This is a genomic window from Flavobacterium muglaense (assembly GCF_014305155.1).
Lineage (GTDB): Bacteria > Bacteroidota > Bacteroidia > Flavobacteriales > Flavobacteriaceae > Flavobacterium > Flavobacterium muglaense.
This window is the reverse complement of sequence record NZ_JACRUK010000033.1, coordinates 1-17169: the sequence shown is the minus strand read 5'-3', so window position 1 is coordinate 17169 and position 17169 is coordinate 1. Positions and strand designations below refer to the sequence as shown.

The 17169-nt window shown below is 33.1% G+C and carries 15 protein-coding genes and 1 pseudogene; 13 read left to right on the top strand and 3 right to left on the bottom strand.

All coding sequences use genetic code 11. The features are described from left to right. Window positions 1-2: 2 nt before the first annotated feature. Window positions 3-1178 (bottom strand): 2-isopropylmalate synthase, encoded by a 1176-nt coding sequence (locus H8R24_RS12540; protein WP_187019533.1) that lies wholly within the window; start codon window positions 1176-1178, stop codon window positions 3-5. A gap of 154 nt (window positions 1179-1332) precedes the next feature. Between H8R24_RS12540 and H8R24_RS12535 the strand changes: the two genes are divergently transcribed. Beyond that, entirely contained in the window at window positions 1333-2877 is a 1545-nt protein-coding gene (locus tag H8R24_RS12535) for a hypothetical protein (RefSeq protein ID WP_187019535.1), read from the top strand. A 252-nt stretch (window positions 2878-3129) separates the two neighbouring features. Here H8R24_RS12535 and H8R24_RS12530 read toward each other — a convergent pair whose 3' ends face one another. Both H8R24_RS12530 and H8R24_RS12525 read right to left on the bottom strand, forming a co-directional pair. Next, a complete protein-coding gene (locus H8R24_RS12530) occupies window positions 3130-4878 on the bottom strand; it encodes a DUF885 domain-containing protein (RefSeq protein WP_187019536.1) in 1749 nt (582 codons plus the stop codon). Between the two features lie 68 nt (window positions 4879-4946). After that, window positions 4947-6923: an alpha-ketoacid dehydrogenase subunit alpha/beta gene (locus H8R24_RS12525; RefSeq protein ID WP_187019538.1), complete on the bottom strand. Its 1977-nt coding sequence runs from the start codon at window positions 6921-6923 to the stop codon at window positions 4947-4949. Window positions 6924-7096: 173 nt separating this feature from the next. On the opposite strand from H8R24_RS12525, the gene H8R24_RS12520 reads away from it, so the two are divergent. The 12 genes and pseudogenes from H8R24_RS12520 to H8R24_RS12465 all read left to right on the top strand — a co-directional run bounded on the left by H8R24_RS12520 (window position 7097) and on the right by H8R24_RS12465 (window position 16981). Further along, window positions 7097-8047, top strand: coding sequence for an isopenicillin N synthase family dioxygenase (locus H8R24_RS12520; RefSeq protein ID WP_187019540.1), 951 nt, complete (start codon window positions 7097-7099; stop codon window positions 8045-8047). Window positions 8048-8300: 253 nt separating this feature from the next. Further along, entirely contained in the window at window positions 8301-8630 is a 330-nt protein-coding gene (locus H8R24_RS12515; RefSeq protein WP_026709167.1) for a translation initiation factor, read from the top strand. Between the two features lie 52 nt (window positions 8631-8682). Continuing rightward, a complete protein-coding gene (locus tag H8R24_RS12510) occupies window positions 8683-9552 on the top strand; it encodes a nucleoside phosphorylase (RefSeq protein ID WP_187019542.1) in 870 nt (289 codons plus the stop codon). Window positions 9553-9654: 102 nt separating this feature from the next. Next, the gene (locus H8R24_RS12505) at window positions 9655-10032 is read left to right on the top strand and encodes a VOC family protein (protein WP_187019544.1); all 378 of its coding nucleotides are present in this window, start codon (window positions 9655-9657) and stop codon (window positions 10030-10032) included. Continuing rightward, window positions 10033-10479 carry a DinB family protein gene (locus H8R24_RS12500; RefSeq protein WP_187019546.1) on the top strand — a complete coding sequence of 149 codons (447 nt, stop codon included), beginning with the start codon at window positions 10033-10035 and terminating at the stop codon, window positions 10477-10479. Then, window positions 10476-10922 (top strand): annotated as a pseudogene (locus H8R24_RS12495) (GNAT family N-acetyltransferase); the annotation flags it as partial. The gene H8R24_RS12500 and the pseudogene H8R24_RS12495, both read left to right, overlap by 4 nt. Window positions 10923-11003: 81 nt before the next feature. Then, window positions 11004-11855 carry a substrate-binding domain-containing protein gene (locus H8R24_RS12490; RefSeq protein ID WP_187019561.1) on the top strand — a complete coding sequence of 284 codons (852 nt, stop codon included), beginning with the start codon at window positions 11004-11006 and terminating at the stop codon, window positions 11853-11855. 24 nt (window positions 11856-11879) lie between these two features. Then, the gene (locus tag H8R24_RS12485) at window positions 11880-12809 is read left to right on the top strand and encodes a transglutaminase (RefSeq protein WP_187019548.1); all 930 of its coding nucleotides are present in this window, start codon (window positions 11880-11882) and stop codon (window positions 12807-12809) included. A 234-nt stretch (window positions 12810-13043) separates the two neighbouring features. Beyond that, the gene (locus H8R24_RS12480; protein WP_187019550.1) at window positions 13044-13610 is read left to right on the top strand and encodes a DUF3575 domain-containing protein; all 567 of its coding nucleotides are present in this window, start codon (window positions 13044-13046) and stop codon (window positions 13608-13610) included. A 12-nt stretch (window positions 13611-13622) separates the two neighbouring features. After that, complete coding sequence (locus H8R24_RS12475; RefSeq protein WP_187019551.1) at window positions 13623-14186, top strand: hypothetical protein; 564 nt, start codon at window positions 13623-13625, stop codon at window positions 14184-14186. A 226-nt stretch (window positions 14187-14412) separates the two neighbouring features. Further along, a complete protein-coding gene (locus H8R24_RS18380; protein ID WP_317172583.1) occupies window positions 14413-14742 on the top strand; it encodes a DUF6660 family protein in 330 nt (109 codons plus the stop codon). Between the two features lie 70 nt (window positions 14743-14812). After that, window positions 14813-16981, top strand: a complete 2169-nt coding sequence (locus tag H8R24_RS12465; RefSeq protein WP_187019555.1) for a TonB-dependent receptor — start codon at window positions 14813-14815, stop codon at window positions 16979-16981. Window positions 16982-17169: the final 188 nt, after the last annotated feature.

Genomic DNA, 17169 nt, shown 5'->3' with positions numbered 1-17169 from the left:
AATTAACTTCTAACTAAATCACTTTGAATTTTACAAGCTTCAATAATTTGATGAATGTCATCATCTACAACTTCTTTTTTAATATCTGCAAATTTCAAAAATTCAACATAAATAATATCCAGTTGTACTTTTGTCAATTCGTATCCCACTTTTTTAGCTCTATACGCTAATGCTGCTCTACCACTTCTAGCGGTTAAAACAATTGACGACTCATTAACTCCTACGTCCAAAGGATCCATAATTTCGTACGTCGCTCTGTTTTTAATCACACCATCTTGGTGAATTCCTGAACTATGTGCAAATGCATTTGCACCTACAATAGCTTTGTTTGGTTGCACGATCATACCCATGCTTTCTGACACTAAACGACTCATTTCGTTCAATTGCTTAGTATCAATATCTGTATATAAATTTAAGTAAGGATGTTGTTTGAAGATCATCACTACCTCTTCAAGCGCTGTATTTCCAGCTCTTTCCCCTATTCCATTTATAGTACATTCAATTTGCCTAGCTCCGTTAATCGCTCCCGAAATTGAATTGGCTGTAGCCATCCCTAAATCATTATGACAATGACAAGACAGAATCACATTTTCAATCCCTTTTACATTTTCTCTCAGGTACTTTATTTTAGCACCGTATTCTTCTGGTAAACAATACCCTGTAGTATCAGGAATATTAAGAACGGTAGCTCCTGATCTAATTACCTCTTCACAGACTCGCGCCAAGAAATCATTATCCGTTCTACCTGCATCTTCTGCGTAAAACTCAACATCTTCTACATATGATTTAGCATGTGAAACAGCAAATTTGGCTCTTTCGATAATATCTTCTCTTGTTGTATTTAACTTGTGAATGATATGTGAATTTGAAGTTCCAATTCCAGTATGAATACGAGGTTTTTTTGCATGTTTTAATGCAGCCGCAGCAACATCTATATCGTTTTTAACAGCTCTTGTTAATCCACAAACTGTTGCGTTTTTCACAACTTTACTTATTTCAGAAACAGATAAAAAATCTCCAGGACTTGAAACCGGAAACCCAGCTTCAATGATATCAACACCCATTTCGTCTAATCTATTTGCTATAATTAGTTTCTGTTTAGTATCTAATTTACATCCAGGGACCTGTTCGCCATCTCTTAAAGTGGTATCAAAAATTTGAACTTTCTCTCTATTCATTTTCATTTATTTAATGTAATTTCACATCTCGATAACAAAAATAGATTTCATTAGTTTAAAATAAAACTCAAATTAATGAAATATACTGCTCATAAAGCGTATAAATACTTTTCAATTTACTGATAATCAATTAATTAAGCTTCTATATTTTACAATGGCTAACCATCAAAAAGATTTCTTATTTGTGCTAATAAAATCCCTTTCTAAGTCTGAAAAAAGACAATTTAAGATTTTTGCAAGCCGACTTGAGACAAGTTCTAACACAAAGTTTATAGAATTGTTCAATATTTTGGACAAATCTGATGGGTATGATGAAAAACTAATTTTGAAAAATGGTATTATTAAAAAAGTACAATTATCCAATCTGAAGTCCTATTTATACAAGCAAATCTTAGTAAGTATACGTCTAAATATTCCCAGTCAAAATATCCGATACCAATTGCGCGAGCAAATTGATTTTGCTGCCATTCTATACAATAAAGGGCTTTACAAACAAAGTTTAAAAATTTTAGATAAAACAAAAATCATCGCACTAGAAAACGATGAAAAATATATGGCGTTTGAAATTGTGGAATTCGAAAAATTAATCGAATCACAATACATCACTCGAAGTATTCAAGGCCGAGCGGATGAACTTGTCATTCAAGCCAAAGAACTCAATTACAAAAATACAATCTCCAGTAAATTATCCAATTTATCTTTGCAATTGTATGGTATCATGCTTAAGACAGGTTATGTAAAAAGTGATGAGGAATACAAATACATCGATGATTATTTCACAAAACACATTTCCAAATTCGACAAAAGTAAATTTGGTTTCCGTGAAAAATACTGGTTTTACAACGCTAATTTGTGGCGTAGCTTTTTAGTACAAGATTTTGTCGCTAGTTATAAATATGCCTATAAATGGGTTACTTTATTTTATGATAATCCCAATATGATTTTTTTAAATCCTGTTTTTTTCTTAAAAGGAAATCATTATTTATTAGAGTCATTTTTCATGCTAAAATACAAGTCAAAATTCAAAAAATACCTTGACTTACTTGAATCAACTATTGAAGACCCTCGTTTTCCTGTAAATGACAATATTGCATCACTTTCATTTTTATACCTATATAATAACAAATTAAATTACCACATTTTAGAAGGTACTTTCGTTGAAAGTGAGTATTTGATTCCGGAAATTCTAGACAAAATAAAGTTACATAATGAGCATCTAGACGAACACCACGAAATGATGTTTTACTACAAAATTGCTTGTATCTATTTTGGTACTGAAAAACATGCCGAAGCTATTTATTATCTTGAAAAAATTATAAATAATAAAAATCTTGTAATGCGCGAAGATTTGATGTGTTTTGCACGATTGCTGTACTTAATTGTTCATTATGAAATGGGGAAAGACTTTAATTTAGAAACACAATTAAAATCGACTTATAAATTTTTATTAAAAATGAATGATTTACATGAAGTTCAAAAAGAAATCATCCGTTTTATGAAAAACTTAAATTCCTTCTATCCTGGAGATATAAAAAAAGAATTTATAAAAATGAGAGCGCGTTTTATAGAATTAGAAAAAAATACCTATGAAAAAAGAGCGTTCTTGTACTTGGATATTATTTCTTGGCTCGAAAGCAAAATTGAAAATAGAAAAATAGCCGATATCATGAAAGAGAAAGCTAAATTAATTAATAGATAACTTTACTTAAAAAAAAGGTCCGTTTTGAGTTTAATTCAAAACGGACTTCTCTTTTCTATCTAATAAATCCTTATTTTTATAAAAACTCTAAATTCAAAAAATATGAACGGCTTTTTTAAAACAATAATTGCGGGTTACGGTGCTAAAAAATTAGGTGGCGGGTGCTTTGGAACCATATTGATCTTCATTATTCTGTATTGGATATTAGGTAAGTTTTAGTCTTATAAAATTTACCTAATATCATAAATAAAATTACTTTTTAAGATCTTTCATCATTAGTTCTTTGATGTACTTTACAGGAGCACTACCATAACTTAGGAACTTTTCATGGAATTTTTTTAGATTAAAATTCGCACCTTGCTCTTTTTTTAGCATTTCTCTAAATTCATAGATTTCAGTATAACCCGTAAAATAGGAACACAATTGAACCTGTGACAAACTTACTCGATTCCATTTACCATCAGCTTCTGCTTGCTGCTGAAATGCTTCTACAACAAGTAAATGCATGGCCTCTTCTTGAGTCATGTTTTTTACATGAACACTATAATCCAAGATCATATTGCAAGTAGTTCTCAAATTCCATTTGTAATACATCAACCACATTTCATCGGAGTTTTTATAACCGTTTTCTAGCATCATCAGTTCAGTATACACCGCCCAGCCTTCAATCATCGCACCATTTCCAAGAATAGACTTAATCAAACTTGGAGATTGATTGCTATATACTAATTGTGTGTAATGCCCTGGAATAGCTTCGTGAATATTCAAAATTTGCAACACATAGTCATTGTATTCGCGCAAATAACTTTCTGATTTTTGAGCGCTCCAGCCGGATAAACTACCTACATTATAATACGTATTAGCATTTTTATCATAAGGTCCTGGGGCTGATATTGACGCTCCTGCTACTCCTGCCATATAATCAGGTTCTTTGCGAACTACCAATGGCTTTGATGGATCAATATAAAGCAGATCTTTTTCTTTAACAAAAGTGACCAATTCTGGGATTTGTTTTTCAATAGCTAGCTGAAACTTGGTAAGAGTTGTATGCTGCAAAGAGATTTTATCAATTACCGTTTTTATTAAACTAAGACTATCAATAGGTTTTATATCTCCTTTATTATACTTGTCCCATAATTTATCTGCAAGAATAAACATTTTGGCATGTAATTCTTTCTTGTGTGCTACCGCTTTTTTAAAAATTGTATCTGCTTTATAATTAGACTGAATTTCTAATTCAAACTTTTCTTTGTACAATGCCGCACCTAATCTAAAAGAACGTGGGGTTTTATTATCTAATTTCTTCAACCAATCGGTATACGCGACAATCGTACTTACAGCAATTTTCGCTTTTGTTTGTATTTCTTTTTTTTCGGTTGGAGCTAATTTACTTTTGCTTAAAGCGTAATTTAAATCTTTTTGGAATACTGAAACGCCGCCTAAATTTTGACTAATTGCTAAGGCGGTGTGCTCTAGTGTAGGGTTTTGGATATTCTTTTTAGCAGCCTCATAATAAGCTGTAATTCCATTCATTTTTAAATTAAAATTATGCAATCGCGCTTCTGCTGTATCGTATTTTCCGTTTAATATTTCGGCAAATGAACCACAAACATTGTATTCTGAAGGGTTCCATTGGTATGATTTCAATTCATCAACATTAAATACAATACCTTTCAATTGATTTTTTATGATATAATAATCAATGATATTCGCATCTGATAAATTATCTAAAGGATATTTTTGAATGGAATCTAACTGCGAATGAGCAAAATCCAATTGTCGTTTCAAATACATTGAATCCGTAACCACCAATACACTATCTCGTTTATGATATCCTTGATTTGAAGCCCATTCTGGGTAAACTTCCCATAAATGGCTAACAAATTCTTTTTTATAATTATCAAATTTTGCGTCGAAGTTAGTTGCTTCGGCGGCTTTTTCTTTTTTATTGCAAGCAGCTAAAAAAAATAGGATTAATGCCGAGAGTAGTACTTTTTTCATATTAATTCATTTCAAAAAATAAAGATATAAAAAATGCCGTTCATGGAACGGCATTTTCAATTGTAATATTAATAAGCTATTAGCTCGAGTAGTTCTTTTTCGAATCGGCCTTTCGGCAAATATTGATCTTCTAGGGCTTTCGTAAACGGAATAGGCGTATCTAAGCTTGCCACACGTTTTACAGGAGCGTCTAAATATTTGAAGCATTCTTCCATGATAATTGCTGAAATGTCACTGGCAACACCGCCAAATAGAGAATCTTCTTGATAAATAATGACTCTTCCCGTTTTCTTAACCGATTTAAAAATAGCTTCGGTATCTAAGGGTTGTAAAGTTCTTAAATCCAGTACATCTGCGGAGATAGTTGCGTTTTTATCTAAAGTTTCTAATGCCCAATGTACCGCTGCTCCAAACGAAATTACAGTAACATCAGTACCTTCTCGCAATAAAGCTGCTTTCCCAATAGGTAAGGTGTAATAATCCGAAGGAACTTCTTGATAAACTGAACGATACAATTGCTTATGTTCAAAAAATAGCACAGGATTGGGATCGTTGATTGATGCATTCAACAACCCTTTGGCATCGTAAGGAAATGCTGGATATACGACCTTTAGTCCTGGAGTTTTAGTAAACCAAGCTTCATTTGTTTGTGAATGAAAAGGCCCTGCTTGAGTGCCTCCACCGCAAGGCATACGCACCACAACATCGGCTTTTTCTAACCAGCGATAGTGCGATTTAGCCAGTAAATTTACAATTGGATTAAATCCTGTTGAAACAAAATCAGCAAACTGCATCTCAACAATGGCTTTGTAACCGTTGATCGATAATCCCATTCCAGCCGAAACTACAGCACTTTCACAAATGGGCGTATTAATAACGCGTTCTTTGCCAAATTGTGCCACAAATCCATCTGTAATTTTAAACGCACCACCATATTCAGCAATGTCTTGTCCCATAATAACCAAGTTATCATGACGCTCCATTGATTGTTTTAAACTACTTGAAATAGCATCTATAAAACGTATTTTTTCTTTTTCTTTAGTAGATTTAACTTCTTCAAATACATATGGTTTATACACATCATATAATTCTTCACTTAATGAAGGTTCTATCTCTGGCTCAGCATTGGCAATAGCCAAACTTTCATCTATATCTTTCTTGATTTCGGAGCGCAAACTTTCGTCAAATTCGTCTGTTAATATTTTATTTTCTTTTAGAAACTTTCTATAATTTTCAACAGGATCTTTAATTGCCCACTGGTCCATTAATTCTTGTGGGACATATTTAGTTCCGCTCGCCTCTTCATGCCCACGCATTCGAAAGGTTTTAAATTCTAATAAAATAGGACGCGGATTAATCTTCATGGAAGCTTTCAAATCAGATAACAAATTATAAACCTCCAATATGTTGTTTCCATCGACTATGTGACTTTCCATTCCGTATCCTTTTCCTTTATCGGCAAGGTTTTCACAACGGTATTGTTCATTTGTAGGAGTCGAAAGCCCGTAACCATTGTTTTCGATAACAAATAGCACTGGCAATTCCCAAACCGAAGCAATATTCAAAGCTTCATGAAAATCGCCTTCGGATGTAGCGCCTTCACCTGTAAATACAGCGGTTACTTTTCCGTTTTTCTTTAATTTATTGGCTAAGGCTATCCCATCAGCAACACCTAATTGTGGTCCTAGATGCGAAATCATACCAATAATCTTATATTGTTGTGTGCCAAAGTGAAAACTTCGATCTCTACCTTTAGTAAAGCCGTTTGCTTTTCCTTGCCATTGCGAGAATAAGCGGTACAACGGAATATCTCTCCCTGTAAATACCCCTAGGTTACGATGCATTGGTAAAATGTATTCGTCAGTATCTAATACTGCGGTAACTCCAACTGATATCGCTTCTTGACCTATACCGGAAAACCATTTAGACACTTTTCCTTGACGGATAAGAATTAGCATTTTCTCCTCTATAAGCCTTGGTTTTAAGATTCTTTTGTATAAATCTAATAGTGTTTCGTTCGAAAGATTTTGTTTATCAAAATTCATTTTTATAGCTGTGTTAGTCATATCAAAGATATAAAAATATAACACTTTACGGTAAAATTGTTATATTTTTTTAAACTGTTTAAAACTTTTAAAAAATTAATCTAAAAATAATCAATATCTTTGTGTTTGCAGCTGTTTTATAGCCTGCAAATTATTAAAAAATATTTTAAAGTATGCAAAACATTCCTAGTGTTGACTTGCGTGATTTCCTGTCGGATGACCCGGCACGTAAACAAAAATTTGTAAATGAAATCGGAAGTGCATTTGAAGATATTGGCTTCGTAGCACTAAAAGGTCATTTTTTAAATGATCAATTGGTAGAAGAATTGTATGGTGAAATTAGAAATTTTTTCGCTTTACCCCTAGAAACAAAACGCAGTTATGAGATTCCTGGTATTGGAGGTCAACGTGGTTACGTTTCTTTTGGTACTGAACATGCAAAAGGAAGAAAAGAAGGAGATTTGAAAGAATTTTGGCATTTTGGTCAGTATGTGAGCGAAAATTCAAAATACGCTTCAGAATATCCTGAAAATGTAACTGTAAATGAGTTACCTAAATTCAACGCAGTTGGTAAAGAAGCCTACCAAATGTTAGAAAAAACCGGAGTTTATGTTTTAAGAGCTTTGGCATTGCGTTTAGGTCTAGACGAATTCTATTTTGACAATTATGCCAAAGACGGAAATTCAATTCTACGCCCTATTCACTACCCTCCTATTACATCTGAACCTGCTAATGCTATTCGTGCTGCTGCTCATGGTGACATCAACCTGATCACACTATTAATGGGAGCGCAAGGAAAAGGATTACAAGTTCAAAATCACAATGGCGAATGGATTGATGCCATCGCTGAGCCAGATGAATTAGTGATTAATGTAGGAGATATGTTGTCTCGACACACTAACAACAAATTGAAATCGACAATTCACCAAGTGGTAAACCCACCAAGAGAATTATGGGGAACTTCAAGATATTCGGTGCCGTTTTTCATGCACCCAGTGAGTGACATGCCTTTAAACTGTTTAGAAAACTGTATTGATGCAGAAAACCCTAAACAATTTGACGACATTACTGCTGGTGATTATTTGTACGAACGTTTGGTAGATTTAGGATTAATCAAAAAATAATTCCTAATTTTACTTCTAGAAATAAAAGACATTGAGTTTACTTAATGTCTTTTTTCTTTTTTTTAAAATAACACAAAACTAAAGATAAAGGATAATTTTCACCACATAGCAACATAGAAAAAAGAGGGTAACGGAGTCCATAATGTGGATTCTTATAACTATGTTTTACTTAAAAAAAGTAAAACACCTTTTAAACTAAAGAAGAGCTATGCTTCTATGTGGTAAAAAAATAATTTAACGATTTAAAACAATTATGGACTTAGCAGACCAATTAAAAAACCTTTTCCCGGATCACGAACCACTTCCCGAAGAAAAAGCCGAAGAAGTACCACATGAATTATACGTTCAAAAAGAACCTATGATTTGTAAATTCGAAAAAAGAAAAGGCAAAGCAACTACTATTATTGAAGGTTATGAAGGAAGCGACGAAGATTTTAAAATCTTAGCCAAAGAAATCAAAACCAAACTAAGTGTTGGAGGTACTTTTAAAGATGATTCTATTATCATTCAAGGCGATTACCGCGACAAAATAATGGAAATATTGAAACTAAAAGGATTCAAAGTAAAACGTGTAGGAGGATAAAAAAACGCCCTTCAACCAACTTGAAACCTTAAACTTTAAACAAAAAAAACAAATGATACAATCATCAGAATTAATATTAAATCCAGACGGAAGTGTGTATCACTTGAACCTGAAACCAGAAAATATAGCACACGACATCATCTTTGTAGGGGATCAAAACCGTGTCGAGAAAATCACACAATTCTTTGATAGTGTAGAATTTTCGACTCAAAAAAGAGAATTCAAAACGCAAACCGGAATGTTCAAAGGTAAAAGAATCACTGTTATGTCAACCGGAATAGGCCCTGACAACATTGATATCGTAATTAATGAATTAGATGCTTTGGTGAATATCGACTTAGAAACACGTCAACCAAAAGAAAATTTAACAAGCTTAAACATCATCCGTATAGGAACTTCGGGTTCTTTGCATGCAGATATTCCTGTAGATAGTTTTGTGATGTCAAAATTTGGCCTCGGTCTTGACAACATGCTGCGTTCGTATTTAATTGACGAAGTTTCCAATGACAAAATCGAAGACGCTTTTGTGAGTCATACCAATTGGGATATCCGCAAAGGGAAGCCTTATGTGATTGCCTGCTCTGAAAAATTAGAAAAAGTAATCGAAAGCGATAAAATGCATAAAGGAATCACCGCTACGGCTGGAGGTTTTTACGGTCCACAAGGGCGTGTATTGCGCTTGAATATTCAGGATGAAAAACTGAATTCAAAAATGGATAATTTCACTTTCGAAAATAATAGAATCACCAATCTCGAAATGGAAACGGCTGCAATATATGGTCTTTCGGCACTTTTGGGACATCATGCTTTATCGCTAAACGCTATTATTGCTAACCGTGCTACAGGAACTTTTAGCGCTGATCCCTACAAAGCCGTAGACGAATTAATTGCCTACACCTTAGATAAGTTGGCTACAAATTAATTTTAGGAGCCAATTCCTGCTGTCCGCTGTATCTCTTGTGTACGCTATCGCTACCACAAGAGGATGCCGCTCCTATCAGGGCTAAAAAAAACACATTCACTTATGAAACTTAGAGTTGCCAGACATACCAATGATTTAGAGAAAATAAAAGTTTTTTATCTTTCTATTCTACAATTTGAACTGCTCGGCAGCTTTAATAATCATGATTCTTATGATGGGATTTTTATCGGAATACCTAATTTAGATTGGCATTTTGAGTTTACACAATCTTTAGACCATACATTACATCATTTTAGTGAAGATGATATTATTGTTCTTTATCCAGAAACAATTAAAAATTATAATTCTCTAATTGATAATGTTTTAAAAAGCGGTGTTTCAATCATTACTTCTAAGAATCCATATTGGAATACGAACGGAAAAATGTTTATGGACCCGGATGGATATCGCATTGTTATATCACATTTAAAAACTGAGTGAATGGAAAATGAAATTAAAAGATTACAACTATATGTTAAAGAGCTAGAACAATTATTTTCGACTAATTCTATTGCGAATTTTGAAGAGAAATTAGATGTTTTAATTTGGTCCAAAAAAGAAATATTGGGACATTTAATTGACTCTGCCATTAACAATTTACAACGGTTTACTGAAATCCAATTTTATGATAAGCCTTATCCTGTCAGAACTTATAATCAAGAAGCCTTAGTTTTAGCTAATAATTATCAAAACAAAGATAAGAATGACTTGGTTCAGTTTTGGCTTCAGATAAATAATCAAATCCTATTTATTCTTCAAAACTTCCCAGTTGAATTTTTAGACTTTCAATTGTTATTGCCCAATAAGGAGCTAAGAGATTTAAAATTTCTAATCTCAGATTACATTGATCATTTAGCCCATCACTTAACTCAACTTAAATATTCATGAGCATCATCATTGAAACCGAAAGATTACTTTTAAGAGAAATTCTCGATACTGATCTAGAAGGAATGTTTGCATTAGATAATAATCCTAATGTGCATCACTATTTGGGTAAAAACCCTATCCTTACTATTGATAAAAGTCAAGATTACATTAACAACATCCGGAAACAGTACTTAGAAAACGGTATTGGCAGGTATGCCGTTATTCTTAAAGAAACCAATCAGTTTATAGGATGGTGTGGGATAAAATACATCACAGAACCCGAGAATGGCCATGTGAATTTTTACGAAATTGGCTATCGCTTTATTGAAGCGTTTTGGGGAAAAGGATTTGGATACGAATCAGCCAAAGCATGGCTAGATTATGGCTTCAACACCATGAATATTAAAACAATCTATGCTTCGGCACATGTTGATAATAAAGGTTCTCGCCATATTCTGGAAAAACTAGGGATGCAAACAAAAAATGAGTTTGAGTGGAATAAAATTCCGTGCATTTGGTTTGAATTAGAAAATAAGCAACACACAATGACAACAATAAAAATAGCCGGAGTACCTGAGCACTTCAATTTACCTTGGCATTTAGCCTTAGAAAACAACGAATTTAAGCAGCAAAACATCGACTTACAATGGACTGATGTTCCCGAAGGGACTGGTAAAATGTGCCAAATGCTACGCTCTGGAGAAACGGATATCGCTGTCATTCTAACCGAAGGAATTGTCAAAGATATCGTCGCAGGAAATCCTTCAAGGATAGTTCAGGTATATGTTGATTCGCCTTTAATTTGGGGGATTCACGTAGCGGCAAATTCGAGTTACCAGACCATTCCCGACTTAGAATATAAAAAAGCCGCTATTTCAAGACTTGGTTCGGGCTCACAATTAATGGCTTATGTCAATGCTGGAAATGAAAATTGGGACACCGCTAATTTAGAATTTGAAATAGTAAACACCATCGATGGCGCGGTTGAAGCTTTAACAGCTGGAACTGCTGATTATTTTATGTGGGAACGTTTCATGACCAAGCCATTGGTAGACAAAGGTATTTTTAGACGTGTTGGCGACTGCCCTACTCCATGGCCTTGTTTTGTTATTGCTGTACGTGAGGAAGTTTTAGAAAAGCAACCCGAAATTATCAAAACCATTCTAAAAATTATCAATAAGAAAACAGCAAATTTCAAGGAAATCGCTAATATCGACACTATTTTGGCTGAAAAATACCACCAAAAAACCGCTGATATTCAAGAATGGCTTTCCTTAACGCACTGGTCACAAAAACCATTGTCTAAAAATTTGTTAAACAATGTCCAAAATCAGTTATTTGATCTCAAAATCATTGATAAAAAAGGTACTTTTGAGGAAATTGTAAAAGCAATTTAGTTTTTACATTTTTCAGTTAGCGTGATGAACATTAAAAATATTTCTTTTCAGGATATAAAACAGAAACTCCAGGTCAAAAAACCATGGGACGATGTCATCATATTTGTATTGAATATTTTAATTGCCATTCCGCTATTTTTAATCGCTCATCAAAATTTAATAGAACTCCCTTGGGCCTACAACATTGATAGAATATTACTGTTTGTAGGTTTAGTAGTAGTGATACAGTTCATTTTAAGGTTGCTTCGAACCATTATTATAATTTGCATTCTTGTGTATGTCTGCATTTTAATCTACGGAACAGTGTTTGGGAATTACGGGTTCAACAGCGTTTATGAGGACTATGATTCCATGATTTACACCATGTCTGATAATCCTTTTCCGCAAGACATTATCATTTCTAAGCTATTACCATTCCCTAATAAATCCAAAATTTTGAACGCCATAGAGTACAAAAACCCTAAGGTTCGCAATTTTGCTATTATGGCAACCACTAAAAACTTCAAGGACATAAAAGGATATTCTGACTACCGAACTATCGTTCAATGTTTTGCTGTTTTTAAGGAAATCAATAACCGCTGGAACTATGTCAACGACCCTAAAGATGGCGATTATATAGCGACAGCCAGTGAATCGTTAGATTATTTTTCGGGAGATTGTGATGATCATTCCATATTAATGGCTGCATCAGTACGAGCCATTGGCGGTACACCGCGCTTAATTCATACCAAAGGCCACATTTATCCCGAAATATTAATTGGCACAATGAACGACCTAGAAACAGTCAATTATTTGATAAAAAATGTATTATTTGTCAAAGAAAGTTATGGCAAGCAACTGCACTACCACATTGATGAGCGCGATCAAGTATGGCTTAATCTTGACTACACAGCCCATTATCCTGGTGGCCCTTTTTTGTCTGAGGAAATTCTAGGAGCACTAACCTTAAATTAATTTTTTACAAAGCATTTTTTCAGGAGCTATTTCCAGCTATTCGCTATATCTTTTCATTTTTTAAAGAAAAAAATAAAAAGGATATCGCTGCTATCTGGGCTAAGTTTCCTGTATTAAATCACAATTTAGATTTAATTATAGACTATAGATTGCAAGCTATTTGTAATAAAAAAATGATATTGCGTTTACTTTTTATTAATATATTTTAACTACTTTTACTACAAATAAGTTAAAATGAAAACACGGTTTTTATTAGTTTTATTATTTACATCAATCTCTTTTAACGCACAAGAACTCGACGGCCTTAAAAACCCTATTCTAAACCTAAAAAATGAGCTTAGAATTGATTTTGGAAAAATAATACTAAATTCTAGATTACAACTCACCTATGAATATTTTATAAAAAATAGACTGTCGGTTGGGGTAAGTGCTATGTTTATAAACGGCCAAGAAAAAACGTATAATAGTTTTCAAGGTGAAAGAAAATATCAAATTGATCCATTTGTTCGTTATTCCTTTTCAAATAATCGCAGGAGTCTATTTTACGCCGAATTTTTCAGCTCAATTAATGGAGGATCTAATGACAAAATAGCACGACTAAATAACGAAAAATATGGCTATTATGATAAGATAGAGTACCATTATACTGATGTTGCTATAGGTAGTTCAATAGGTTATAAAGTTTATATTGCGCACCGCTTTCCTATTAATTTAAATTTAGGATTAGGTTTCAATTTATTTAATAATTCAAGCCCTGCTCTTTTATCAAGAGTAGGCATTAGTACAGGATATCGATTTTAACAACTATTTATAATGAAAAAAATTTTAAACTACGTTACCGCTTTTTTGTCCTTAATAGTTTTATCTAGCTGTGGAGAGCCAGATGAAATTGTAATGGGATCAAAAACTATTACAATTGATAATGCAATTCAAATTGAGGCTAAAAGTAGTTATCAATTAAACGATGTGTTGTATGTTAACGCTACATTTTCTAGATATTTACAAGAAAAAGGCTTTGATACTCTTTTAGATATTTATAAATCTACAAGTTCAGACGAATATTATTTTAATTTTTATTTAGAGAAAAAATCGGCTTATGGTACTTGGAGCGCTATTGATTTAGGAGAAAAATTAATTATACAAAAAGGAAAATCTAGCAATTATTACGGTAATACAGCGATATGTTTACTTGACCAAGTTACTAATTTATATGAATTTAGGGCCGGTATTCCATTACTTGAGAAAGGGACTTATCGATTAAATATCTCTAAAACAATATTTCCATCATATTCTAACAATTCATATATAGCAGTATATATAGAAACAACTATAAATGGTGTTGATGAAAATGGTAGATTTAATTTTTCAGTTGATTAAAACTCTCTTTGTGCTTACATAGAAATGCTGCCTTATTTTACACTTGTAATCTTGAATACCGAATTAAAATACTCCTGTAACTTTATCCAAAGGTCTATAATAATATACCGTACTATTTATATAATAGATTTCTATATAAAAACCTTTTCTAGCGTCATTCTTTGAATTATTCAAACAAATCGATAGCAAAATAAATTAAACGAAATATTGTATTTAAATTTACCAAGTGAAAATATGGGTAACAATTTTATCGTTTATTGTACTGTCGCTCTCAACAGTTCCTTGTTTGGCTTTTGCCAAGCGATCGAATTGCGCTATAGAGAAAAACTGTGATAAAGATCCTCATGAATGCGGTAACGATTGCAATGGAAAATGTTCTCCTTTTTACTCGTGCGGCACCTGCATTGGTTTTATTGTGTCTACAACCTACAGCAGCTTCAGCAATAAGACCTGTTTTATTACAAATGAAATCACACAACCATTTACTTATGATTCATTTGTAGGCTCGACGTATATTTCTAAAATTTGGCAACCGCCTAAAAATAGCTCAATCTAGAACAATTTAAACCTGCAGGATTTGAAGATCAGGCAAGTGGTTATTTTTACTAATGTTAAGAAATTTAAAAATGTTAAAATATATTATAGTACTTGCGGCAATAGCAATTATTGGCTCTGCACAAGCACAGAATAAAATCAAAATTAAAATTAGTGATTTGGAAACAAAAACTCCTATAATTGGTGCTTCTGCTCAAATTTCTCAAATTAATATGATTGCTACATCGGATGGATCGGGTTCATTAATGTTTGATAATCTACCAAATGGTACTTACTTCATTTCGTTTTCTACTCCTGGTTACGAGAACCACAAAACGTCATTCGCTATTCCATTTACTAAAGATTTTTTAGAAATTTATCTAAAAAAGGAAGCTGAAGAAATGGAAGAAATTGTTATCAATTCTACTCGAGGAAATAGAACAATTAATAACATTCCCACTAGAGTAGAATATATTGCAGGCGAAGAACTAGAAGAAAAAACGAACATGAAGCCAGGAGACATTAGAATGATGCTGAATGAAAGTACTGGTATTCAAACACAACAAACCTCTGCAACATCAGGAAATTCTTCGATTCGAATTCAAGGATTAGACGGTCGCTACACACAAATATTAAAGGACGGTTTTCCCGTTTTTTCGGGAGCTTCCAGTGGATTAGGACTGCTACAAACACCTCCCTTAGACTTGAAGCAAGTAGAAATAATCAAAGGCGCTGCTTCTACGCTGTACGGTGGTGGTGCTATCGCTGGTTTAGTCAATCTTATTTCTAAAACTCCAACTACAGAAAGAGACTTGCGGTTCATTCTCAATGGTACTTCTGCTCTCGGACTAGATATTAATGGTTTTTATTCACAACGCGTAAATAAAGTTGGATGGACCGTTTTTGCCTCGCATGATAGAAACGCCCCATACGACCCTACAGCTATCAAACTCACAGCCATACCAAAATTTGAAAGATTTAATTTTAATCCCAAATTATTTATCTATTTCAACGAAAACACAAAACTTGATTTTGGCGTAAATACAGCATTCGAAAATAGAATAGGCGGGAATATTGATTTCATCAAGGACCCACTTGACAACCCTAATAGTTATTTCGAAAAGAATAAAACACAGCGTATCAGTACGCAATTCACCTTTACACATCAACTAAACGAAAGAGAATCACTTACTTTAAAAAATAGTTTTAATAACTTTAGCCGTGTAATAACTATTCCTAATTATATTTTTGATGGCTTACAAAACAGTAGTTTTTCTGAAATTACTTATTCCTTTAATGGCTTTACATCTGAATGGGTTACTGGTGCTAATTTATATACAGATAGTTTCACCGAAAACAGCAACACTAGTTTTCCATTGCGGAACTACAATCAAATCACCTATGGAGCATTTGCTCAAAGCACAGTAAAAGCAAATCATTGGCTCGATATAGAAACAGGACTTAGAGGTGATTATGTTGTAGATTATGGTTTTTCTCTTTTGCCTAGAATTTCTGCTTTGTTTAAAATCAACCAGAAACTGACTTCTAGAGTTGGTGGTGGAATGGGGTACAAAACACCCACTTTATTTACTGAAGAAAGCGAGCGCCTTCAATACAAAAATGTACTTCCAATAAATAAAACAATCAATACTCTTGAAAAAAGTTACGGCTTTAATTTTGATATCAATTACAAAACGTATATCACGGATGCCATTTCGTTTTCTATTAATCAGTTAATTTTTTACACTAAGGTTAACACCCCACTTGTCCTATCTACTTTATCTAATAACAACTTTCAGTTTGTGAATGTTGATGGTTATTTAAAGACTAAAGGAGCTGAAACAAATGTAAAATTAGGATACAAGGATTTCAAATTATTCCTTGGTTACACCTACACAGATGCAGCAGTAAATAATTCTGGCCTACAGTCTGAAAACCCTTTAACATCCAAACACCGATTAAATAATGTTTTAATGTATGAAGTAGAAGACAAATGGAAAGTAGGTTTAGAAGCGTATTATTATAGTCCACAAAAATTAAATGACGGTAATAAAACCACAGACTATTGGATTTTTGGCTTAATGATTGAAAAGTTATGGGAGAATTTTTCAGTTTATAGCAACTTTGAAAACTTTACTGATACAAGACAAACCAAATTTGGAAACATATATACCGGATCTATTTCGAACCCAGTTTTTAAAGACATATACGCACCGCTTGATGGTTTTGTAGTAAATGCTGGAATTAAACTAAAGTTTTAAATGTAACACGTTTCTAATGATCAATAATTTGGGGTTGATGTATGCACATCAATCCCAAATTATTATATAGTAAATTTAAAACAAAAAAAAACTTCTCAATTTCTTGAGAAGTTTTGTGGGCGATGAGGGATTAGAACTTAATCTCTAATACGCTGATATATAATAAAATATACTAGTCTAAAACATAA

Bases quoted from the DNA above. Each gene is read 5' to 3' on its own strand.
- H8R24_RS12485 (WP_187019548.1), top strand. From the start codon at position 11,880: ATGAACATTAAAAATATTTCTTTTCAGGATATAAAACAGAAACTCCAG.
- H8R24_RS12505 (WP_187019544.1), top strand. From the start codon at position 9,655: ATGAAACTTAGAGTTGCCAGACATACCAATGATTTAGAGAAAATAAAA.
- H8R24_RS12465 (WP_187019555.1), top strand. From the start codon at position 14,813: ATGTTAAAATATATTATAGTACTTGCGGCAATAGCAATTATTGGCTCT.
- H8R24_RS12515 (WP_026709167.1), top strand. From the start codon at position 8,301: ATGGACTTAGCAGACCAATTAAAAAACCTTTTCCCGGATCACGAACCA.
- H8R24_RS12520 (WP_187019540.1), top strand. From the start codon at position 7,097: ATGCAAAACATTCCTAGTGTTGACTTGCGTGATTTCCTGTCGGATGAC.
- H8R24_RS12510 (WP_187019542.1), top strand. From the start codon at position 8,683: ATGATACAATCATCAGAATTAATATTAAATCCAGACGGAAGTGTGTAT.
- H8R24_RS12530 (WP_187019536.1), bottom strand. From the start codon at position 4,878: ATGAAAAAAGTACTACTCTCGGCATTAATCCTATTTTTTTTAGCTGCT.
- H8R24_RS12480 (WP_187019550.1), top strand. From the start codon at position 13,044: ATGAAAACACGGTTTTTATTAGTTTTATTATTTACATCAATCTCTTTT.
- H8R24_RS12525 (WP_187019538.1), bottom strand. From the start codon at position 6,923: ATGAATTTTGATAAACAAAATCTTTCGAACGAAACACTATTAGATTTA.
- H8R24_RS12475 (WP_187019551.1), top strand. From the start codon at position 13,623: ATGAAAAAAATTTTAAACTACGTTACCGCTTTTTTGTCCTTAATAGTT.
- H8R24_RS12490 (WP_187019561.1), top strand. From the start codon at position 11,004: ATGACAACAATAAAAATAGCCGGAGTACCTGAGCACTTCAATTTACCT.
- H8R24_RS12500 (WP_187019546.1), top strand. From the start codon at position 10,033: ATGGAAAATGAAATTAAAAGATTACAACTATATGTTAAAGAGCTAGAA.
- H8R24_RS12535 (WP_187019535.1), top strand. From the start codon at position 1,333: ATGGCTAACCATCAAAAAGATTTCTTATTTGTGCTAATAAAATCCCTT.
- H8R24_RS12540 (WP_187019533.1), bottom strand. From the start codon at position 1,178: ATGAATAGAGAGAAAGTTCAAATTTTTGATACCACTTTAAGAGATGGC.